The organism is Streptomyces djakartensis, from assembly GCF_014651075.1.
Lineage (GTDB): Bacteria > Actinomycetota > Actinomycetes > Streptomycetales > Streptomycetaceae > Streptomyces > Streptomyces djakartensis.
The window spans coordinates 358,189-379,804 of sequence record NZ_BMWE01000001.1 but is presented as its reverse complement, the minus strand read 5'-3'; the positions used below and the strand labels follow the sequence as shown (position 1 = coordinate 379,804).

16 protein-coding genes are annotated in these 21,616 nt (G+C 72.8%); 12 read left to right on the top strand and 4 right to left on the bottom strand.

Annotated elements, in window-relative coordinates; all coding sequences use genetic code 11:
* Window positions 1–41: 41 nt before the first annotated feature.
* From IE212_RS01725 to sucD, 5 genes are all read left to right on the top strand, one after another.
* Complete coding sequence (locus IE212_RS01725) at window positions 42–2,486, top strand: DUF5682 family protein (RefSeq protein WP_190195858.1); 2,445 nt, start codon at window positions 42–44, stop codon at window positions 2,484–2,486.
* Window positions 2,487–2,625: 139 nt separating this feature from the next.
* Window positions 2,626–3,795 carry a VWA domain-containing protein gene (locus IE212_RS01720; protein WP_190195857.1) on the top strand — a complete coding sequence of 390 codons (1,170 nt, stop codon included), beginning with the start codon at window positions 2,626–2,628 and terminating at the stop codon, window positions 3,793–3,795.
* Between the two features lie 196 nt (window positions 3,796–3,991).
* The gene (locus IE212_RS01715) at window positions 3,992–5,275 is read left to right on the top strand and encodes a hypothetical protein (protein ID WP_190195856.1); all 1,284 of its coding nucleotides are present in this window, start codon (window positions 3,992–3,994) and stop codon (window positions 5,273–5,275) included.
* A gap of 464 nt (window positions 5,276–5,739) precedes the next feature.
* Window positions 5,740–6,921, top strand: a complete 1,182-nt coding sequence (gene sucC / locus IE212_RS01710; protein WP_190195855.1) for an ADP-forming succinate--CoA ligase subunit beta — start codon at window positions 5,740–5,742, stop codon at window positions 6,919–6,921.
* A gap of 21 nt (window positions 6,922–6,942) precedes the next feature.
* Window positions 6,943–7,827, top strand: coding sequence for a succinate--CoA ligase subunit alpha (sucD, locus tag IE212_RS01705; RefSeq protein WP_190195854.1), 885 nt, complete (start codon window positions 6,943–6,945; stop codon window positions 7,825–7,827).
* Window positions 7,828–7,941: 114 nt separating this feature from the next.
* Here the strand turns inward: sucD and IE212_RS01700 are convergent, their stop codons facing one another.
* Window positions 7,942–9,144: an RNA polymerase sigma factor gene (locus IE212_RS01700; RefSeq protein ID WP_373301314.1), complete on the bottom strand. Its 1,203-nt coding sequence runs from the start codon at window positions 9,142–9,144 to the stop codon at window positions 7,942–7,944.
* On the opposite strand from IE212_RS01700, the gene IE212_RS01695 reads away from it, so the two are divergent.
* Entirely contained in the window at window positions 9,061–10,704 is a 1,644-nt protein-coding gene (locus IE212_RS01695) for a cell division protein PerM (protein ID WP_373301313.1), read from the top strand. The two genes, IE212_RS01700 and IE212_RS01695, sit on opposite strands and share 84 nt — an antisense overlap.
* Before the next feature lie 13 nt (window positions 10,705–10,717).
* Here the strand turns inward: IE212_RS01695 and IE212_RS01690 are convergent, their stop codons facing one another.
* Window positions 10,718–11,482: a hypothetical protein gene (locus IE212_RS01690; RefSeq protein ID WP_190195852.1), complete on the bottom strand. Its 765-nt coding sequence runs from the start codon at window positions 11,480–11,482 to the stop codon at window positions 10,718–10,720.
* Between the two features lie 320 nt (window positions 11,483–11,802).
* On the opposite strand from IE212_RS01690, the gene purN reads away from it, so the two are divergent.
* Together purN and purH are read left to right on the top strand one after the other, a co-directional pair.
* On the top strand, window positions 11,803–12,441 hold the full coding sequence (gene purN / locus IE212_RS01685; protein WP_190195851.1) for a phosphoribosylglycinamide formyltransferase: 639 nt from the start codon (window positions 11,803–11,805) through the stop codon (window positions 12,439–12,441).
* Entirely contained in the window at window positions 12,438–14,000 is a 1,563-nt protein-coding gene (gene purH / locus IE212_RS01680) for a bifunctional phosphoribosylaminoimidazolecarboxamide formyltransferase/IMP cyclohydrolase (protein WP_190195850.1), read from the top strand. Before purN ends, purH begins: the two co-directional genes overlap by 4 nt.
* Window positions 14,001–14,257: 257 nt before the next feature.
* On the opposite strand, the gene IE212_RS01675 is transcribed toward purH, so the two are convergent.
* Window positions 14,258–15,823 carry a protein kinase domain-containing protein gene (locus IE212_RS01675; RefSeq protein ID WP_190195849.1) on the bottom strand — a complete coding sequence of 522 codons (1,566 nt, stop codon included), beginning with the start codon at window positions 15,821–15,823 and terminating at the stop codon, window positions 14,258–14,260.
* A 221-nt stretch (window positions 15,824–16,044) separates the two neighbouring features.
* Complete coding sequence (locus IE212_RS01670; RefSeq protein ID WP_190195848.1) at window positions 16,045–16,623, bottom strand: hypothetical protein; 579 nt, start codon at window positions 16,621–16,623, stop codon at window positions 16,045–16,047.
* Window positions 16,624–16,900: 277 nt separating this feature from the next.
* Here IE212_RS01670 and IE212_RS01665 point away from each other — a divergent pair, with 277 nt between their 5' ends.
* From IE212_RS01665 to IE212_RS01650, 4 genes are all read left to right on the top strand, one after another.
* Entirely contained in the window at window positions 16,901–17,755 is an 855-nt protein-coding gene (locus IE212_RS01665; RefSeq protein WP_190195847.1) for a bifunctional methylenetetrahydrofolate dehydrogenase/methenyltetrahydrofolate cyclohydrolase, read from the top strand.
* Window positions 17,756–17,810: 55 nt separating this feature from the next.
* Window positions 17,811–18,452 carry a DUF3017 domain-containing protein gene (locus IE212_RS01660; protein ID WP_190195846.1) on the top strand — a complete coding sequence of 214 codons (642 nt, stop codon included), beginning with the start codon at window positions 17,811–17,813 and terminating at the stop codon, window positions 18,450–18,452.
* A 385-nt stretch (window positions 18,453–18,837) separates the two neighbouring features.
* Complete coding sequence (locus tag IE212_RS01655) at window positions 18,838–20,124, top strand: helix-turn-helix domain-containing protein (protein ID WP_229863981.1); 1,287 nt, start codon at window positions 18,838–18,840, stop codon at window positions 20,122–20,124.
* Window positions 20,125–20,453: 329 nt separating this feature from the next.
* Window positions 20,454–21,443 carry a malate dehydrogenase gene (locus tag IE212_RS01650; protein WP_190195844.1) on the top strand — a complete coding sequence of 330 codons (990 nt, stop codon included), beginning with the start codon at window positions 20,454–20,456 and terminating at the stop codon, window positions 21,441–21,443.
* Window positions 21,444–21,616: the final 173 nt, after the last annotated feature.

Genomic DNA, 21,616 nt, shown 5'->3' with positions numbered 1-21,616 from the left:
GAAGGTCTCTGCCGGTACATCGGGATCGCGAGGGGGGCGAAGTGACGGGCGGGGCAAGCGCTGTGAGCCGGAGGGCCGGGGCAGGGCCGTTGCTGCTCGGAGTGCGGCATCACGGGCCGGGATCGGCGCGAGCGGTGCGGGCGGCGCTGGAGGAGGCCCGGCCGCGGGTCGTGCTGATCGAGGGGCCGCCGGAGGCCGACGCCCTGATTCCGCTCGCCGCCGATGAGGAGATGCGGCCGCCGGTCGCGCTGCTCGCCCATGCCGTGGACGAACCCGGCCGCTCGGCGTTCTGGCCGCTGGCCGAGTTCTCCCCCGAGTGGGTCGCCATCCGCTGGGCCCAGGACCACGAGGTCCCGGCCCGCTTCATCGACCTGCCGGCCACCCACACGCTGGCCTGGGGAAGGCAGGAGGGCGAGGCGGGCGTCGCGGGCGAGCGCCCCCTGGACACCGACGCCGCCGGTGACTCCGCGCCCGCCCCCGATTCCGCCGGCCCTGATTCCGCCGCCGGCCCCGATTCCGCTCCCGCCTCCGCCGACGTGCGGATCGACCCGCTCGGTGTGCTCGCCGAGGCCGCCGGTTACGACGACCCGGAGCGCTGGTGGGAGGACGTCGTCGAGCACCGGGGCGCGGGGAAGGGGGACGCGCTCGCGCCGTTCACCGTGCTCGAGGAGGCCATGGGGGCGTTGCGGGAGACCTACGGCAGCGGGGGACACGACCGTGACCTGGTGCGGGAGGCGTACATGCGGCTCCAGGTGAGGGCCGCGCAGCGGGAGTTCGAGGACGGCGTGGCCGTCGTGTGCGGGGCCTGGCACGTGCCCGCGCTGCGGCAGAAGGCGACCGTGGCAGCCGACAAGGCGCTGCTGAAAGGGCTGGCCAAGGTCAAGACGGACATGACCTGGGTGCCGTGGACCCACCGCAGGCTGTCGAGGTTCAGCGGGTACGGCGCCGGCATCGAATCGCCGGGCTGGTACGGGCACTTGTTCACTGCGCCGGACCGGCCGGTCGAGCGGTGGATGACCAAGGTGGCGGGGCTGTTGCGCGCCGAGGACCGGATCGTCTCCTCCGCGCACGTCATCGAGGCGGTGCGGCTGGCCGAGACGCTCGCCGCGATGCGCGGCCGTCCGCTGCCCGGCCTGAGCGAGACGACCGACGCGGTGCGGGCGGTGATGTGCGAGGGCTCGGACGTGCCGCTGGCGCTGGTCCAGGACCGGCTGGTCGTGGGGGACGTGCTGGGGGAGGTGCCGTCGGCGGCGCCGGCGGTTCCGCTGCAGCGGGACCTCGCCCGTCTCCAGCGCCGGCTGCGGCTGAAACCCGAGGCGCTGGAGCGGGAACTGGAGCTCGACCTGCGCAAGGAGAACGACGCCGCTCGCAGCAGACTGCTGCACCGGCTGCGGCTGCTCGGGGTCGCCTGGGGGGAACCGGCCGCCTCGCGGGGCAGTACGGGCACGTTCCGGGAGACGTGGCGGCTGCGCTGGGAGCCCGAGCTGTCGGTGCGGGTCGCCGAGGCGGGGGTATGGGGGACGACGGTACTGTCCGCGGCGACCGCCAAGGCCGAGGCGGACGCCGTCGCGGCGCAGGGGCTCGCCGACGTCACCGCGCTCGCCGAGCGCTGCCTGCTGGCCGAACTCTCCGACGCTCTGCCCGTGGTGATGCGGATCCTCGCCGACCGTGCGGCCCTCGACGCGGACGTCGGGCACCTCGCCCGGGCGCTGCCGGCTCTGGTCCGTGCCCTGCGCTACGGCGATGTGCGCGGTACGGACACCGGGGCTCTGGCAGAGGTCGCCGCCGGCCTGGCCGAACGGGTCTTCGTCGGCCTTCCGCCCGCGTGCGCCGCGCTCGACGCGGACGCGGCGCAGGAGATGCGGGGCCATGTCGACGCCGTTCACGGTGCCGTGGGACTTCTGCAGGACGCTCCCGCGGCGGGACAGGACCACTTGAGGGTCCGGTGGCGTTCGGTGCTGCGTGTACTGGGCGCGCGGGACACCGTGCCCGGGGTGATCCGGGGGCGTGCCGTGCGTCTCCTGCTCGACGACGGGGAGCTGGCCCAGGAGGACGCGGCGCGGCTCATGGGGCTCGTCCTCTCGCCGGGCACGCCCCCAGCCGACGCCGCCGCGTGGATCGAGGGCTTCGTCGGAGGAGGCCCCGGGGGCGGGATGCTCCTGGTGCACGACGAGCGGCTGCTCGGGCTGGTCGACGCATGGCTGACCGGCGTACCGGCGGAGGCGTTCACGGACGTGCTGCCCCTGCTGCGGCGGACGTTCTCGGCGTATGAGCCCGGGGTGCGCCGCACCCTCGGCGAACTGGTCCGGCGAGGGCCGGGAGCGGCGGGCGGTGCGACAGGAACCGGCCCCGGCATACCCGGCTTCGCTGCCGGTCTCGACCAGGCGCGCGCGGACGCCGTACTGCCGGTCGTGCGGCTGCTGCTCGGGCTGGACGAAGTGGAGGAAGACATCGGCGACACCGATCTGGTGGGGGTGACGGGATGACGGCGCAGGGGCCGAGGAGACCGGCGGCGAGGCCGGACATGCGGGACACCGGCGGAAACGGACCGAGGATCGAACGACGGCCGGTGGCGACCGTGCCGGTGATCCCGCTGTGGGAACGACCGAGCAGGGGAGGTCACGAGTGACGGCCGAGGTGGTGGAGACGGGCCCGGCGCAGGAGCGGTTGCGGCGGTGGCGGCTCGTGCTCGGGGGCGGCGCTGCGGACGGCACCGGGTGCGCGCTCTCCGGACAGGACGCGGCCATGGACGGAGCCCTCACCGCGCTCTACGGAAAAGGGGAGAAGCCGCAGTCGGGCCGGGAACGTTCAGCGGGGCTCGGGGCCTCGGCCCCGTCCGTGGCGCGCTGGCTCGGGGACATCCGGAGGTACTTCCCGTCCTCCGTCGTGCAGGTCATGCAGCGCGACGCCATCGACCGGCTCGGTCTCGCCACGCTGCTGCTGGAGCCGGAGATGCTGGAGGCGGTGGAGGCCGACGTGCACCTCGTCGGCACCCTGCTGTCCCTCAACAAGGCCATGCCGGAAACGACGAAGGAGACGGCACGGGCCGTCGTGCGCAAGGTCGTCGAGGACCTCGAGAGGCGGCTCGCCACCCGCACCCGGGCCACCCTCACCGGCGCGCTGGACCGCAGCGCCCGTATCAACCGGCCCCGCCACCACGACATCGACTGGAACCGCACCATCGCGGCCAACCTCAAGCACTACCTGCCCGAGTACCGGACCGTCGTGCCGGAGCGGCTCGTCGGATACGGGCGGGCATCCCAGTCCACGAAGAAGGAGGTCATCCTCTGTATCGACCAGTCGGGATCCATGGCGGCATCGGTCGTGTACGCATCGGTGTTCGGAGCGGTGCTCGCCTCGATGCGGACGATCTCCACGCGACTCGTCGTCTTCGACACGGCGGTCGTCGACCTCACGGACCAGCTCGACGACCCCGTCGACGTCCTGTTCGGAACGCAGTTGGGTGGCGGCACGGACATCAACCGGGCACTCGCCTACTGCCAGTCGCAGATCACCCGGCCCGCGGAGACGGTGGTCGTGCTGATCAGCGACCTCTATGAAGGGGGCATACGGAACGAGATGCTCAAGCGGGTCTCGGCGATGAAGGCGTCGGGGGTGCAGTTCGTGACACTGCTGGCCCTCTCGGACGAGGGCGCGCCGGCGTACGACAGGGAGCACGCTGCCGCGCTGGCCGCGCTGGGGGCGCCGGCCTTCGCCTGTACGCCCGATCTCTTCCCGGAGGTGATGGCGGCGGCGATCGAGAAGCGTCCGCTGCCGATACCGGACGTCGCGTGACGCGATGTCAGGTCGACGCGCCGTCGCCCTGTCTCGTCCCGGGCAACGGATATGACGGCCCATCGGTCGGTAAGGGCTTGCGCGACCTCCGCACTCCCGTGCGAGGATCGGCGCCTGCTCGGCGGTGCGTCGCGCGGCGCCGGGCAGTACCGCGTTGTGCCGACTCGTTCCGCCGCACGGGAGGAAGCTCCCCCTCTTGACCTGGTCAGCAGTCCTGCCTGGTGCCGCCGTGCGCATGCTGCGTACGGCGGCGGGACGGCGTGCGCTCCGGCGGGCGTTCCAGGGGGCGCTGCTGGCGGGCGGGATGTTCGTCCTCGGGTTGCTGTGCGCGGGACGGGCGTGCGCGGCGGATGCCGTGCGGGGGGTGGCGGACAGCACGGTGGCGAGGGTCGTCGGCGATGAGCGGACCCACGTCCGGCCTGACGCGCACACCCCGGCCGACCGGAGTGAGCCGAAGGGTCCTCGTTCCGAGTCGGCAGGCGGCCGTGGCCGCATAGTGGGAGCCGCGGGGGAGCGGGCCGTGCGGGTGGCCGGTGATGCCGGGGAGGCCGTGAGCAGGCGGCTGGGGGATCTGCGGGCGGACGAGCCCTCGCCGTCTTCGCCCCCGCCGCCCAAGTCACCGACGCGTCCAACCTCGCCAGAACCGCCGACCCAGCCGGAACCGGCAGCCCCGACCGAACGGCCGATGGTGCCGGAGCTTCTGGTTCCGACCGAACCGCCGGCGCTGCCCGAGCTTCCGGTCCTTCTGGTGCTGCCCGAACGGCCGATGGTGCCGGAGCTTCTGGTTCCGACCGAACCGCCGGCGCTGGCCGAGCTTCCGGTTCTTCCGGGACTGCCGCCCGACCGGCCGGCGCTGCCGAAGCTTCCAGTTCTGTCCGCCCTGCCGGCGTTGCCCCAGCTGTCCATCCTCCCCGAGCTCCCCGAGCTCCCCGGGCTCCCCGGGCTCCCCGGTACCCCGCCTCCGCCCCCGCTCCCCGAAGGCGTCGGTGCCCTGCCAGGAGCGCCTGCTTTCCCCGAAGTGCCGAGCCGCCCCGGTCTCCCGGGCAGTCCGCTCCCCGCCCCGGTCACGGACGAGCCTGCCGTCCTGGGCGAGGTGACGGCACCGTCGGCTGACGCGCCCCGCACGGCCGCCCGGTCCGAGCGCCGCACCGCCGCCGCGGCGGACGCCAAGGCACCCGGCGGCGACGCGTACCGCCGAGCCGCCTGCGCCGATCACGTACTCGCCGCGAGCCGCCCAGACGGCGACAGACGTGCACAGCACGTCGGACCCGCCCCGGGCGGCCCCGCGCACCCCGGCCGCCCCGACGGCGCGCTCGGCCACCGTGCCATGGCCGACAACGGCACTCCACGCCACGCAGACGCGCACGCCGTCGCTCCGGGCCTCCGCGCGCCGCTGAGACTCGTGTCCGACGCCGTGGCCCGTTCCCACGCGGCCGAAGTCCGGGAGCGCCACCGGGACATCCCCCTCTTCCCCGGCTAGCCCAGGCGCACTGCGCCCTCACCCCCCGACTCCGCGAGGCATCGGCCCCGGGCGGCCGAAAACCGTCGGTCGTCCGAGGCCGCGATGGCTCGCGGACGGGGCGGCCGGTCCCCATAGGGGTGGGGACCGGCCGCCCCACGCCCCGGAGAGACAGGCCCCGACCAGGACCTGCGCGCACCTCCGGCGGTGTCAGGCGGACCTCACCGGGCCAACCCCAGCCCGGTGAGGTCCCTCATCTCAGGCACGCCGTGCCAGAGAGCGCGGCATCATGTGACAGGTATCACCGCTCAGGTGTGACCCTCGATTTAGAGCGGCTCCGCAAGCGGGGATAACCTGCGAGACGGACATGCCGCGCGCTCGGACACCGTGTGCGCCTCCCTTGTGACACATGCGGACGTCACGTTGCCCTTCGCGGCACGCCCACGCATCCAACGAACCGCGATCACTGATAGGGACGGAAGCGCGTGGACCTGTTCGAGTACCAGGCGAGGGACCTCTTCGCCAAGCACGATGTACCGGTGCTGGCCGGTGAAGTCATCGACACGCCTGAGGCGGCCCGCGCAGCCACCGAGCGCCTCGGTGGCAAGTCCGTCGTCAAGGCCCAGGTGAAGGTCGGCGGCCGTGGCAAGGCCGGTGGCGTGAAGCTCGCCGCCACCGCGGACGAGGCCGTCGCCCGCGCGACGGACATCCTCGGCATGGACATCAAGGGCCACACGGTCCACAAGGTGATGATCGCCGAGACGGCTCCGGAGATCCTGGAGGAGTACTACGTCTCCTTCCTGCTGGACCGCGCCAACCGCACCTTCCTCTCCATCGCCTCCGTCGAGGGCGGCATGGAGATCGAGGAGGTGGCCGCCACCCGCCCGGAGGCCGTCGCCAAGATCGCCATCGACGCCATCGACGGTGTCGACAAGGCCAAGGCCCAGGAGATCGTGGCCGCCGCCAAGTTCCCGGCCGAGGTCGCGGACAAGGTCGCGGACGTCCTGATCAAGCTGTGGGACACCTTCGTCAAGTCGGACGCCCTCCTGGTCGAGGTGAACCCGCTGGCCAAGGTCGCCTCCGGTGACGTCATCGCCCTCGACGGCAAGGTGTCGCTCGACGAGAACGCCGAGTTCCGCCACCCCGAGTTCGAGGAGCTCCACGACAAGGCCGCCGCCAATCCGCTCGAGGCGGCCGCCAAGGCCAAGGGCCTGAACTACGTGAAGCTCGAGGGCGAGGTCGGCATCATCGGCAACGGCGCGGGTCTCGTGATGAGCACCCTGGACGTCGTCGCGTACGCCGGTGAGGCCCACAAGGGCGTCAAGCCCGCCAACTTCCTCGACATCGGCGGCGGCGCCTCCGCCGAGGTCATGGCGAACGGCCTGGAGATCATCCTCGGCGACCCGGACGTCAAGTCCGTCTTCGTCAACGTCTTCGGCGGCATCACCGCCTGCGACGCCGTCGCCAACGGCATCGTGCAGGCCCTGGAGCTCCTCGAGTCCAAGGGCGAGGAGGTCACCAAGCCGCTGGTCGTGCGTCTGGACGGCAACAACGCCGAGCTGGGCCGCCAGATCCTGGACGACCGCAACCACCCGCTCGTGCAGCGCGTGGACACCATGGACGGCGCGGCCGACAAGGCCGCCGAGCTGGCTGCTGCCGCGAAGTAAGGGACGAGGTCACACAACACCATGGCTATCTTCCTCACCAAGGAATCCAAGGTCATCGTCCAGGGCATGACCGGCTCCGAGGGCCAGAAGCACACCAAGCGCATGCTGGCCTCCGGCACCAACATCGTCGGTGGCGTGAACCCCCGCAAGGCGGGCACCAGCGTCGACTTCGACGGCACCGAGGTACCCGTCTTCGGCTCCGTCAAGGAGGCCATCGAGAAGACCGGCGCCGACGTCTCGGTCATCTTCGTCCCGGAGAAGTTCACCAAGGACGCGGTCGTCGAGGCCATCGACGCCGAGATCCCGCTCGCGGTCGTCATCACCGAGGGCATCGCGGTGCACGACACGGCGTCGTTCTGGGCCTACGCCGGCAAGAAGGGCAACAAGACCCGCATCATCGGCCCGAACTGCCCCGGCCTGATCACCCCCGGCCAGTCGAACGCCGGCATCATCCCGGCCGACATCACCAAGCCGGGCCGCATCGGCCTGGTCTCGAAGTCCGGCACGCTGACGTACCAGATGATGTACGAGCTGCGTGACATCGGCTTCTCGACCTGCGTCGGCATCGGCGGTGACCCGATCATCGGCACCACCCACATCGACGCCCTGAAGGCCTTCCAGGACGACCCCGACACCGACCTGATCGTCATGATCGGCGAGATCGGCGGCGACGCCGAGGAGCGGGCCGCGGCCTTCATCAAGGACAACGTGACCAAGCCGGTCGTCGGCTACGTCGCGGGCTTCACCGCCCCCGAGGGCAAGACCATGGGCCACGCCGGCGCCATCGTCTCCGGCTCCTCGGGCACCGCCCAGGCCAAGAAGGAGGCCCTCGAGGCCGCCGGCGTCAAGGTCGGCAAGACGCCGACCGAGACGGCCAAGCTGGCGCGCGCCATTCTCGGCAGCTGAGCACGGCGTCGCCGGCTCGGCGACTCCTGACTGACAGTGGGCCCGCCCCCGGCAAGGGGGGCGGGCCCACCGCTGTTGCTGTGACATCGGACGTCGTCAGCCCGTCGCACGCTGTCAGCGTGGCTGCGGCAGCAAGCGGTCCGCCTCGCCCCGCTGCTCCGTGCGCAGCTTCTCCCGCAGCTGCCGCTCCGACTCCGACAGGGGTCCGGGCGCGACCGGCGGGGGCACGCCCTGGACGGTCTCTCCGGCGGGCACCGGGGGCTCGTAGCGGGTCGGTGCGGTGCGTACGGTGAGCGCCGTCGTCCCGATGAGGACGGTCGTGAACGCGATGGCGGCCCGGGTCCAGAGACGGGCCCGGCGTTCACCGCCGTGCCGCACGACCAGCGGCCGCCCGGCCCGCAGCCGTACGGCGGAGGCCAGCTCGACCAGCCGCCAGTGGAGCACCTCCGGATCCGCCAGCTCCGGCAGCCGCTCGGCGACCGCCTCACGGGCGTGCATCAGCCGGTTCGCGGCCGCGCGGGTGCTCGCCTCCGTCTCCGCCGCGGTCTCCGGCAGGCCGAGACCGACTCCGTCGTACAGCAGCAGGGTGCGGCGGTACGAGGGCGGGAGCATCAGCAGGGTTTCCATCAGCGCGCGGTCGAACGCGTTGGAGGGCGGCGGTTCGGGGTGCCGGTGACGGAGGCGGAACCGGTGCCACGGGGAGAGGGCGCAGTCGTACGCCACCGCGCGCACCCACCCCGCCGGGTCGGGGTCGCGGGCCACCTCGGGCCACCGCTGCCAGGCGGTGTGGAAGGCCCGCTCGACCGCCTCCCGGGCCAGCTCACGACGGCCCGTCAGCAGATAGGTCTGCCGGACCAGGGCCGGGGCGCAGCAGGAGTACAACGCGTCGAAGGCCTGATCGGCTGTCAGAAAACGGATGTCCTCGTTCCGTTCGGCGAGCGTGCTGCCGCCGGCCCCGCGCCTCGCGTTCTCGCCCAGTGTCACAGGGCGCCCCTCGGTACAGAAAAGTACATAAACGTATATTGAGCGACACAGCGGTAGTTCGCTTGTTACGACGGGAAAGCGCGTGTCGTTGGCAGCATGGCGGGCGTGACCGAGATGACCGTTCGCCGTCGTTCGTCGTCGCCCCTGCTCACCCGGCTGCGCGGCCGTTCGCCCGGACTCGCCGACGCCGTCGTCGGCGGTGCGGCCGCGGCGGGCCTGGGGCTCGCGTCGTTCGCCGTACTGGTGACGATGCTGTGGATCACCTCGCCGTACCCCGACAGCGGACCCGGCGGTGCCCTGCACGTGGCCGCGGCGCTGTGGCTCCTGGCGCACGGGGCCGAGCTGGTCCGCACCGACACGCTCTCCGGCGTGCCCGCCCCCGTGGGCGTAGCGCCCCTGCTGCTGCTCGCCCTGCCGGCCTGGCTGCTGCACCGGGCGGGGCGGGACACGGCGAACGGCGGGCCGGGGAGCGGGGGCGACGGCTTCGGGGACGAGGCCGGGGCCGTCGACGTGGTCGCGGGGCCGCCGACGGCCTCCGCCCGTACGGCGTGGGCGGGCGTCGTCCTCGGCTACCTGGCCGTCGCCGTGGCCGCCGCCCTGTACGCCGCCGGCGGCCCGCTGCGGCCGTCGTGCGTGTGGGCGGGGGTGTGCGTACCGCTGGTCGCCGTCCTCGCGGCGGCGGCGGGAGTGTGGTCGGCGTACGGCCGTCCGGGCGGGCCGCTGCGGCGGCTGCTGGGCGTGGTGCCGGCGGCCGTACGGCCGCTGGTCCTCGGCCCCGGGGGGCGCCCGGGCGTCGCCACCCGGGCCGTGGCGGCCGGGCTCGCCGTGCTCCTCGGGGGCGGCGCGCTGCTGGTGGTCGTGTCGCTGGTGGTGCACGGTGCGACGGCACAGGGGTCGTTGCTCCGGCTGACGGAGGGCTGGTCGGGGCGGTTCGCGGTGCTGCTGTTGTGTGCGGCCCTGGTGCCGAACGCGGCGGTGTGGGGCGCCGCGTACGCGCTCGGGCCCGGCTTCGCCCTGGGCGCCGGGCACGCGGTCGGCCCCTTGTCCTCCGCGCCGGCCCCGTTCCTGCCGTCGTTTCCGCTGCTGGCGGCGGTACCGGAGGCGGGTGAGGGCCGGCCGGTGCACTGGATGGCCGGCGTCGTGCCGTTGATCGCCGGGGTGGTGGTCGGCCGGGTCGTGGCACGGGGGGCGGTGCCGGGTGAACGCGGCGGGACCGGACCGGGCCATGGGCGGGGCGTCGCCTGGTCGGCGGGGCGCACCGCCCGTGCGGCCGGAGTGGCCGCGGTGCTGTGCGCGGCCCTGCTCACCGGTCTCGCCGCGCTGTCGGGCGGGCCGCTCGGGGGCGCCTTGCTGGCCCGCTTCGGACCGGTGTGGTGGCAGGTGGGGGCGGCGTCGCTGGCCTGGATGCTGCTGGTGGCCGTTCCCACGGCGGTGGCCGTACGGGCCTGGCGATGCCGGACGCCCGGGGAGGAGGGGCCGGGGGACGGCGGACGGCGAGGGGAGCGGACGCCGGAAGGGGACGCTCACCGGGGCCGGCGACCGCGCGAGGGCTCAGGGTCGGGCCGCGGCTGGTTCACCCGTACCGGGGCCGAACGGCCCGGTGAGGCCGACACCTCGCGGAGCCGCCGGGGCACGGCACCGGGGACCTCGGATCCCGCGCCGGAGGAGCCCCGCGACCCCTACGATCCGTACGCCCCCTACGCCCCCTACGCCCCCTTCGACTACGACGTCTCGTTCCGCCACCAGGGCCAGGACCAGGGCAAGGGCCAGGGCCAGGACGACACCGAGTACGAACCGTACGGCTTCCTGACGGCCGGCCCGGCCGTCGAGGACCACCGGCGGAGCGACTCCGCACCCCGCCCGGACGCCGCCCCGGAACCGGACGGTCAGTGAAGCGACGGAACCGTCAGCCGTTCGTCTCCAGGAACCCCCGCAGCTCCTTCGGCAGAAGGTCCGCGCAGGACTGCTCGGCCTGGTTGGTGAGGGCGTCGTTCATGCACGTGTAGTAGTCGCGGTAGACCAGCTGCGCCGTGAAGGTCACGGCGACCAGAACGATCGCCAGGGACGCCGTCACCAGCCCGCTCACGGCCGCCGTCGTTTGAGGGCGGCCCGAAGGCTCGGGGGCCGGGGAGTCCGGATCGGTCCTGCGGGGCTTCGCGCGCAGGGCGCTGATGCCCCAGTAGAGGGCGAGCGCGCCGAGCAGCAGTGCCACGTACGGCCAGCTGAAGAGGGCGAAGAAGAAGGCCCACATGCCCGAGAGCAGCGCGTAGCGCGCGCGGCGCTGGGCAGGGTCCGTCAAATCCCGGCGCGGGTCGGGCCCGCCCTGGCCGCCCTGCCCTTGGGGACCGCCGCGTGGGCGCTCACCGAAGCCGCCGGGGGAGCGGCCGGGCTGCCGGTCGCTCCACTGACTGCCCCAGGGGGAGCGCTCGCGCTCGTCGCCGTTCTGGGAGTCGTCGCCCGACGGGTGCCGCGGTTGCCAGGGCCGGTCCGGCGTGCCCTCGGGCGGTGGGGCGAAGGGATTGTCCTCCTTGGAGCCGCCCTCCCGCCCGTCACCGCTCGACGGCGCGTCGGGCGGTGAGCTGGGGCGCTCCCGCAGCAGCACGCTGCCGCGCTCCCCTCCCTGTGCCGACAGCGGGGGGAACGTGAGGAGTCGCAGACTGCGGTCCGGCATCAGGTGAGCGTCTTCCCGTCGGTGAGTAGGACTGAGTTGAGTGGGACTGGATGGACAGGACAGGAACGGGCCGGATTCCGGGTCCGTCATCTCCTGAACGCGCCACGTCCGGACGGCGTTCCCGAACCGGCTCCGCCCAGACGCTACCTTCCGGCCACGCCCCCGTCCCGTGGGGGCCGCCCGGTGTGCCGGTATCGTTGCTGACGGTCGACCGGTTCGTAGGCTTCCCCGTATCCGGGGACGCGAAGCATTCGTATGAACGCACAAGACGCCCGGGTCGGCCGCCTGGACCCAAGCTCCCCCGAGAAAGGCCCACCACCGTGGCCGCCAAGCCCGTGGCCCCGCGCGCCAAGCGCCTCGTCGTGCTGGTCTCCGGATCCGGCACCAACCTGCAGGCGCTCCTCGACGAGATCGCCGCCACCGGCGCGCAGGAGTACGGGGCCGAGGTCGTGGCCGTCGGCGCCGACCGCGAGGGCATCGAGGGGCTGGCCCGCGCCGAGCGCGCCGGGCTGCCGACCTTCGTCTGCAAGGTCAAGGACCACGGCAGCCGCGAGGAGTGGGACGCCGCGCTCGCCGACGCCGTCGCCGCATTCGAGCCCGACCTCGTCGTCTCCGCCGGGTTCATGAAGATCGTCGGCAAGGAGTTCCTCGCCCGGTTCGGCGGACGGTTCGTCAACACCCACCCCGCCCTGCTGCCCAGTTTCCCGGGAGCCCACGGCGTGCGGGACGCGCTCGCGTACGGCGCCAAGGTCACCGGCTGCACCGTCCACTTCGTCGACGACGGCGTCGACACCGGACCGATCATCGCGCAGGGCGTGGTGGAAATCCGGGACGAGGACGACGAAGGCGCTCTGCACGAGCGCATCAAGGAAGTCGAGCGAAGGCTGCTCGTCGAGGTCGTGGGGCGCCTGGCCCGCAACGGCTATCGCATCGAGGGACGAAAGGTAGTTATCCAGTGACCGCCGAGAGCAACAAGCGGCCCCTTCGCCGGGCGCTCGTCAGCGTCTACGACAAGACCGGGCTCGAGGACCTCGCGCGCGGGCTCGACGAGGCCGGTGTCGAACTCGTCTCCACCGGCTCCACGGCCGCGAAGATCGCCGCTGCCGGCGTCCCCGTCACCAAGGTCGAGGAGCTCACCGGCTTCCCCGAGTGCCTGGACGGCCGTGTGAAGACGCTGCACCCGCGCGTGCACGCCGGCATCCTCGCCGACCTGCGCCTGGACAGTCACCGAGAGCAGCTCGCCGAGCTGGGCGTCGAGCCGTTCGACCTGGTCGTCGTCAACCTCTACCCGTTCCGCGAGACCGTCGCCTCGGGTGCCTCTCCCGACGAGTGCGTCGAGCAGATCGACATCGGCGGCCCCTCGATGGTCCGCGCCGCCGCCAAGAACCATCCCTCGGTCGCGGTCGTCACCAGCCCGGCCCGCTACGCCGACGTGCTCGAGGCCGTCCGGAGCGGCGGCTTCGACCTCGCCACCCGCAAGCGCCTCGCCGCCGAGGCCTTCCAGCACACGGCCGCCTACGACGTCGCGGTGGCCTCATGGTTCGCCTCCTCCTACGCTCCGGTCGACGACTCCCGGTTCCCCGACTTCCTCGGCGCCACCTGGGAGCGCGAGCACACCCTGCGCTACGGCGAGAACCCGCACCAGCCCGCGGCCCTCTACGTCTCCGGGACGGGCGGTCTGGCCGAGGCCGAGCAGCTGCACGGCAAGGAGATGTCGTACAACAACTACACGGACACGGACGCCGCCCGCCGTGCCGCGTACGACCACGCCGAGCCCTGCGTCGCGATCATCAAGCACGCCAACCCCTGTGGCATCGCGATCGGCGCGGACGTCGCCGAGGCGCACCGCAAGGCGCACGCCTGCGACCCGCTGTCGGCGTTCGGCGGCGTGATCGCCGTCAACCGCCCGGTCAGCAAGGAGATGGCCGAGCAGGTCGCGGAGATCTTCACCGAGGTCATCGTCGCGCCGGACTACGAGGACGGCGCCCTGGAGGCCCTCACCAAGAAGAAGAACATCCGGGTGCTGCGCTGCCCAGAGGGCCCCACGGCCCCCGTCGAGGTGAAGCCGATCGACGGCGGCGCGCTGCTCCAGGTCACCGACCGGCTCCAGGCCGACGGCGACGACCCGGCCAACTGGACGCTGGCGACGGGCGAGGCGCTGAGCGCCGAGGAGCTGGCGGAGCTCGCCTTCGCGTGGAAGGCCTGCCGGGCCGTCAAGTCCAACGCCATCCTGCTCGCCAAGGACGGCGCCTCGGTCGGCGTCGGCATGGGGCAGGTCAACCGCGTCGACTCCGCGAAGCTGGCGGTGGAACGGGCGGGCGGCGAGCGCGCGCAGGGCTCCTACGCGGCCTCCGACGCCTTCTTCCCCTTCCCGGACGGCCTGGAGATCCTGACCGAGGCCGGCGTGAAGGCAGTGGTCCAGCCCGGCGGCTCGGTCCGTGACGAACTGGTCGTGGAGGCGGCCCAGAAGGCCGGTATCACCATGTACTTCACCGGCACGCGCCACTTCTTCCACTGACACCGGCACCGGCACCGGCACCGGCACTGACGCGACGCCGACGGCGGAGCGGGCCGGCAGCACCTCCGGCCCGCTCCCCACGCCGTACCGGCCCGGCGCGGCATGACGCCGCGGAGACCGCGGGCGCCGATTCCGCGGCGAAGGCCGGGGCGGTCAGCGGCAGGGCCGGGGCCGCGTGCCCGGATCGGGGGAGCGGAGTATTCACCGCGGTGAGCGGTGCCGCCAACCGGCCGTGTGCCGCAGGGAGTTGAAGGCACTCACCGCCTGCCGGGCGGCGCGTACTCCTGGAGGTGGTGGGCGATGCGGTCGGCGTATCCGCGCACGTGCGACGGCACGCCGCCCGCCTTGTTCACCGTCGCGTACGACGTCCGGTACGCGGCGGCGATCAGGACCCGGCGGTCCCCCGGGACGCGGGCGTCCAGACGCGGGGCGATCCAGCACAGGTAGCGGCCCATCGCCGGGATGGACTCGGCGGGTGGGAAGGGGGGCTGGGGGACGGTCTCGCCGGGGGTGCCGTCCTCGTTCATCCACCAGCGCAGCACGCGCGGGGTCCAGCGGGCGATCCCGTACTCGTCGTTGCCGGGGTCCGAGAGGTCCGGGTCGAAGTCGCTCTCCGCCTTCAGCATGGCGGCGATCAGGACCGGCGTGACGTCCTTCTGGTCGCAGTCGTGTGCCGTCTCGACGATGAGCAGGCGGTACGCGGGCGGAATGCCCCGGTCGGTGCGGAGCTCGGAGGCGCCGTAGGCCGCGGCGGAGACGTGCGCGGACGCGCCGGAGCCGCTGCCGCCGCTGCCGGGGGCGCCGGCGGCCCAGACGCTGATGCCGTAGGCCAGGGCGGCGAGGGCGGTCGCCGCGGCGGTCACGATCGCCGCCAGGGACGTGCGGCCGAGGCGGCGGACCGGGTGCGGCCGGGGCAGGCGGAAGGCACGGTGGCCGGTGCCCGCGGCAGCCTCGACACGGCGCAGCAACGCCTCTCCGGAGACACGGCCCCGGTGGGTGCGGCTCAGGCAGGCGGTGATGATCTGCCGCCAGTCGTCGGGCAGTCCGGGCGACAGACGCAGTTCGTCGGCGCCCCGGGCGTACGCGACCGCCGCGTCGCGACGGGCGGCGGGGGTGGCGCCGGGCAGCGGGAAGGAGCCGGTGAGGACGAGGTGGGCGAGGACACCGAAGGCCCACACGTCGGCGGACGGGCGGATACGGCGGCCCCGCTCGCCGATCTCGGCCCACAGCAGTTCCGGCGGGGTGTAGTCGGGCGTGGAGAAGGCGGGCGTGTAGGCGTGGGTGCCCTCCAGTTCGGCGGCCATGTTGAAGTCGGCGAGCCGGACCGAACCGTCCGCCATCAGCAGTACGTTGGCGGGCTTCAGATCGCCGTGCACCCAGCCGGCGCCGTGCAACTGGGCCAGGCCCTCGCAGATCTGGGCGAGCAGCACGGGACCGGCGGCGGGCCGGGGCACGGCGGCGAGCAGCGCGGACAGGGATTTCTCGGCCCGTTCCAGGACGAGGACGGTGGCGCCGTCCAGCTCCGGACGGCCCGGGTCGTCGACGGTCAGCGTCTCGTACATCCGCACCAGCCGCGGATGCCGCAGCCGCCGGTACAGCTCGACCTCGCGCTCGATCAGCTCCCGCAGATGCGCCAGCCGGCGGGGCGTGGCCGTGCCGGTGGGCAGGAACTTCAGGGCGGCCGTGCGGGGAAGTTCCGTGCTGTCCCCGTGCCGCTGAGCCGCGTACACACTGCCGAACGCGCCGGTCGCGATGGGCTCGCGCACCTCCCAGACGCCGACCCGGTACCCCCTCGGTACGGGCACGGCGTAGGGCTCGGTCACCGGGCCGTCCCACCCGGCGTGGATCCGATCCGGGGGCGGTCTCGCTCGTCCTCCGTGGTCGGCGGAGGTACCACGACGATGCTGTACAAGGTGTTCTCCCCGTGCCTGAACAGCTCCCACCGTCAGACTAGGGCGACGCACCAGGGCCGTGCCCCCCTCGAAAGGGTGAGACACGGCCCTTGGAAGTGACTGGCGTGAACCGGTCCGGCCCACCGGGCCGTTCAGTAACGGGGGCGGTTGAACCAGGCCTTGCCGTTCGCGTTGCCGACGAACACCGCGACCAGGATGGCCAGGATGGTGTGCACCAGACCCACGATGACGAACGGGTAGATGCCGAGGACGGCGGTGATGATGGCGAAGACCAGGATCGTGACGCGGGCGCCGTTGCCACCGTTCTTGAACTTCGTCGCCAGGACGGCCGCGAACACCAGCCAGGCCAGGCCGAACACCACGTAGCCCCAGATCAGGCCGGTCGAGTCACCGACCAGATCCTGGAAGGCGGTGTTGTCCCGGAGGGACTCGTCGTCCTTCGCGGCGTCGAGGGCCATGGCACCGAAGGCGAAGAGCGCCACGCCGATGACCTGGAGGCCGACGATGACCCACAGCATCACGCGGGCCGCGCTCACCGAGCCCGGCATGGTGGTGGGCGCGGCGGGACCGCCGTACGGGGACACCGGAGGGGCCTGGGGGTAGCCGTAACCGGACGGCTGGCCCTGCTGCTGCGGGTAGCCGTAGCCCGGTTGCTGCGGCTGCTGCCCCTGGGGCGCGCCGTAGGGGTTGTTCGGGTCGCCGTAGCTCATGGCGGACTTTCCTCCGTTGGTCCGAGTGCGGGGACGACGCGCGGCATCCATGGCGGAGGAAAGATCTTCAGATTGCGGCCGTCCCCCCGTTGAACTGCCCGCGGCACTTGTCGTGTCATCGTTCTTCACCAGTGACGGGCTTGTCCAGCCACATTCCTGATGTGTTGTGCAAGTGCAACATCACTGGTCTTGGGGGGATACGGGGGGACGGAGCCCCGGGTGCCCGGATTGTGGCCGGATTGGAACCGTGGGCGGGTCATCCGCGAGGATGGGTGCCATGACCGCCCAGATTCTCGATGGCAAGGCCACCGCAGCCGCGATCAAGTCCGATCTGACCGCCCGCGTGGCGGCGCTGAAGGAGAAGGGCGTCACGCCCGGCCTCGGCACGATCCTGGTCGGGGACGACCCCGGCAGCCAGAAGTACGTCGCAGGCAAGCACCGTGACTGCGCGCAGGTCGGCATCGCCTCGATCCAGCGCGAGCTGCCCGCCACCGCCACGCAGGCGGAGATCGAGGCGGTCGTGCGCGAGCTCAACGAGGACCCGGCCTGCACCGGTTACATCGTCCAGCTGCCGCTGCCCAAGGGCATCGACGAGAACCGCGTCCTCGAGCTGATGGACCCGGACAAGGACGCGGACGGGCTGCACCCGATGAACCTCGGGCGCCTGGTCCTCAACGAGCCGGCCCCGCTGCCCTGCACCCCCAACGGCGTGCTCACCCTCCTCCGGCGGTACGGCGTGGAGATCAAGGGCGCCGAGGTCGTGGTCGTCGGACGCGGCGTGACCATCGGCCGCCCGATGCCGCTGCTGCTCACGCGCCGCAGCGAGAACGCGACCGTGACCCAGTGCCACACCGGCACGCGCGACCTCTCGGCGCACCTGAAGCGCGCGGACATCATCGTCGCCGCGGCCGGTTCCGCCCATCTGATCCGCGCCGAGGACGTCAAGCCGGGCGCGGCCGTCCTCGACGTCGGTGTCTCCCGCAGCGCCGAGGGCAAGATCGTGGGCGACGTCCACCCCGACGTGGCCGAGGTCGCCGGCTTCATCTCCCCGAACCCCGGCGGGGTCGGACCGATGACCCGCGCCCAGCTGCTCGTCAACGTGGTCGAGGCGGCGGAGCGCAGTGTCGGCTGAGCGGAACGCCGCGGGGAGCGCCCGGAGTACCGCGGGCAGCCAGGGCGCTCCGGGCGTGGGGGCGGCGCAGGGTGCCCAGAGCGCGGAGGCCGCCCGCGGCGCCGGGAACGCCAAAGCCGCGCAGGCCACTTCGGGCGCCGGGACGGCGCACGGTGGGACCGCGCAGAGCGCCCCGAGCACCCCGGGCGCCGCGGGTGGTGAGGACGCTCCGGACAGGCACACCGACGCGGATGCCCAGGAGGCTTCCGGCGAGCTCACCGTCCGGGACCCCGTCAGCGCTCCCGACGCAGAGGGGCGGCCGCGGCGGGTCACCCGGCGGTTCCCGCTGTTCACCAAGGACACCGCGAGGCCCGAGGGCGGTGGCCGGGCGGCCCCCGGGGACGCGCCCGCGCCGGCCCGGCAGTGGCCCGTGCTCGCCGTTCTGGGGCTGGTCGGACTCGGACTGCTGGTGACCGCGTTCGGGCAGTTCCGGATCGGGACGCTGATGATCGGTGTCGCACTGCTGGGCGGCGGCGCGCTGCGCTGGCTGCTTCCGGACGTCGGCATGCTCGCCGTCCGCTCCCGCTTCACGGACATCGCCACGTACGCCGTGATGGGCCTGGTGATCGTCATGCTGGCGCTCATGGCGCAGCCCAAGCCGTGGCTGCAGCTCCCGTTCCTGAAGGACACGCTGCACTTCACCGTCACGAACGAATGAGCGAACGGCGGCCCGTACTCTCCCCCGAGGAAGGACGGGCCGCCGCCACGCCCCACCCTCGTGCACCGCGAACGGCCTGATCAACGCCTGTCCGTACGCTGTGGCACGGAAGTGACGGTTCCGGAACGTCCCCTGCCTGATTCCGGACGAAGTGGTGCGACAGCGGGTTGGCATGGACAATCGGGACGGTCCAGGGAGTATCGCGCGCGGTCGCCACGCTTCTGTGCGCCCCCTGCCCGGGAACTGAGATCCTGAGTGTGCGCATCCCTGTGGGTAGCCAGAACGGGGACTCGGCCAGGGCCGCCGGCGCGCGGGGCGAACAGCGCGGGAAATATCAGCACGAACCGGGGGGAAGAGGGGGGAAGCAATGCCTCGTTGGAAGGCCTTGCCCGATGAGCTCGATCCGCAGATCAGGGAGTTCACCAGCCAGTTGCGCAGGCTCGTGGACCGCAGCGGTCTGAGCATCGCGTCGGTGGCGGACCGCACGGGATACAGCAAGACGTCCTGGGAGCGTTATCTGAACGGCCGGCTGCTCGCGCCCAAGGGCGCGATCGTGGCCCTGGCCGAGGTCACCGAGACCAACCCGGTGCACCTGACCACCATGTGGGAGCTCGCCGAGCGCGCCTGGAGCCGCTCCGAGATGCGGCACGACATGACGATGGAGGCCATACGGATCTCCCAGGCGCGTGCGGCGCTCGGGGAGTTCGGCGGGCAGGACTTCGGCGGTGCCTCGTCCGGCTCCAAGGGCGAGGGCAGGTCGGCCTCCGCGGGCGGCGGCAAGACGGCCCGCCGGAGCGGCAGCACCACGGTCACGCCGGGCATCGCGGGCCCGGCCGGCGTCTCCCCGACGGTGCCGGTGCAACCGACGGCCCCCGAGGTGCAGGACTCCACCACGGGCGGTGTGCGGGAGGACGGCGACCGGGGCGGCGCGACCGAGGTCAACTCGTGGGGGCTCGCCGGGTACAAGGGCCCGTCACCGACGGGCGGACGGGGCGCGGGGCCCGGCGGCGGCTCCGGCAGAGGCACGGGCACCGAGAGCGGTTCGGGGCCCAGGACCTCTGCCGCGGCGCCAGGCGGTCCTGCCCCGACGCGGGGTGCCGTGGCGGGCTCGCACGGCGCGCCGCCGCGGGACGCCGTCCCGGCCGGCGCCGGGGCCTCCGGCGGCTCCGCAGGATCGGGGGCGAAGCGGCGGATCACGACGTTCGTCGCGGGTGTCGTGGGCGTCCTCGTCGTGATCACCGGCGCGTTCTACCTGACCGGCGGCGGTGGCGACGACGAGGCCAAGGGAGCCGCCGAGTCTCCCTCGCCCATCGCCAGCAAGGACCCGGACCTGCCGCCCGGCGTGAAGTGCAGCGGAGACAGCTGCACCGGCAAGGACGCGGAGGCCATGGGGTGCAGCGGTGACCTGGTGACCACGGCGCGGACGGCGACGGTCGGCACCACCACGGTGGAAGTCCGCTACAGCGAGACCTGCAAGGCGGCCTGGGGGCGCATCACCCAGGCGGCCCAGGGCGACGAGGTCCGGATCAGCGCGGGCGAGGCGAAGCAGACCGGCAGCATCACCGAGGCCGGGGACCCGATCGCGTACACCCCGATGGTGGCCGTGAAGAACGCCGCCGAAGCCAGGGCCTGCGCGACGCTCGCGGCCGGGGGACAGGGCTGCACCGAGTAACCGGACGAACCCTTCCCGCCCGGCCCGGCGACGAAATCCACAAGGGGAGGCATGCCCACCGGAATCGGGGGCAGGCGGACGGTACCCCCACGGGAGTCCGGCCTGGTCGGTACCCCCTCAGGCGGCCGCCTTCGTCCCTCTCTCCCGGACGGGCGGCCGCCTCTTGTACGCAGGGGTGGCAGGCTGTGGGCTGGGCCACACCGACCCGGCCGTCCGGAATCCCGGATGCGCGATAGCCTGACCGCCGGGTCGATCTCTTGACGCCAAGAGATCGATCAAATGTCCGGGGCAGGGACGCCCCTACCGCCAGCTGTCATACGGAGAACGCCATGACCCGCACTCCCGTGAACGTCACCGTCACCGGCGCGGCCGGCCAGATCGGTTACGCCCTGCTCTTCCGCATCGCCTCCGGTCAGCTGCTCGGCGCGGACGTGCCGGTGAAGCTGCGCCTGCTGGAGATCACGCCCGCCCTGAAGGCGGCCGAGGGCACGGCCATGGAGCTGGACGACTGCGCGTTCCCGCTCCTGCAGGGCATCGACATCACGGACGACCCGAACGTCGCCTTCGACGGCACGAACGTGGGCCTGCTCGTCGGCGCCCGCCCCCGCACCAAGGGCATGGAGCGCGGTGACCTGCTGGAGGCCAACGGCGGCATCTTCAAGCCGCAGGGCAAGGCCATCAACGACCACGCCGCGGACGACGTCCGGGTCCTGGTGGTCGGCAACCCGGCCAACACGAACGCCCTCATCGCGCAGGCCGCCGCGCCCGACGTACCGGCCGAGCGGTTCACCGCGATGACCCGTCTGGACCACAACCGCGCCCTGACCCAGCTCGCGAAGAAGACCGGCTCCACGGTCGCCGACATCAAGCGGCTCACCATCTGGGGCAACCACTCCGCCACCCAGTACCCGGACATCTTCCACGCCACGGTGGCCGGCAAGAACGCCGCCGAGGTCGTGAACGACGAGAAGTGGCTGGCCGAGGACTTCATCCCGACGGTCGCCAAGCGCGGCGCCGCCATCATCGAGGCCCGCGGCGCCTCGTCGGCCGCCTCCGCCGCCAACGCCGCCATCGACCACGTCCACACCTGGGTCAACGGCACCGCCGAGGGCGACTGGGTCTCCATGGGCATCCCGTCGGACGGCTCCTACGGCGTCCCGGAGGGCCTGATCTCCTCCTTCCCGGTCACCTGCAAGGACGGCAAGTACGAGATCGTCCAGGGCCTGGAGATCAACGAGTTCTCCCGCGCCCGGATCGACGCGTCCGTCAAGGAGCTCGAGGAGGAGCGCGAGGCGGTCCGCGGTCTCGGCCTGATCTGAGCCTGACGCAGATATCCGCATCGATCCCCGGGCCGCCGCGGCGGCCCGGGGATCGACGCGTTCCGGGAGTGAGGCGTGGTGAAGACCTCGTGTCCGTCGCCGCCGCACAGCAAGCCCTCCCGGCAAACCGGTTCCACGGGCCTCGCCGGTCACTCTATGCTGATGGCTTGTCA

Bases quoted from the DNA above. Each gene is read 5' to 3' on its own strand.
- IE212_RS01695 (WP_373301313.1), top strand. From the start codon at position 9,061: ATGCTGTGGATCACCTCGCCGTACCCCGACAGCGGACCCGGCGGTGCC.
- IE212_RS01670 (WP_190195848.1), bottom strand. From the start codon at position 16,623: ATGAGCTACGGCGACCCGAACAACCCCTACGGCGCGCCCCAGGGGCAG.
- IE212_RS01665 (WP_190195847.1), top strand. From the start codon at position 16,901: ATGACCGCCCAGATTCTCGATGGCAAGGCCACCGCAGCCGCGATCAAG.
- sucD (WP_190195854.1), top strand. From the start codon at position 6,943: ATGGCTATCTTCCTCACCAAGGAATCCAAGGTCATCGTCCAGGGCATG.
- IE212_RS01650 (WP_190195844.1), top strand. From the start codon at position 20,454: ATGACCCGCACTCCCGTGAACGTCACCGTCACCGGCGCGGCCGGCCAG.
- IE212_RS01690 (WP_190195852.1), bottom strand. From the start codon at position 11,482: ATGCCGGACCGCAGTCTGCGACTCCTCACGTTCCCCCCGCTGTCGGCA.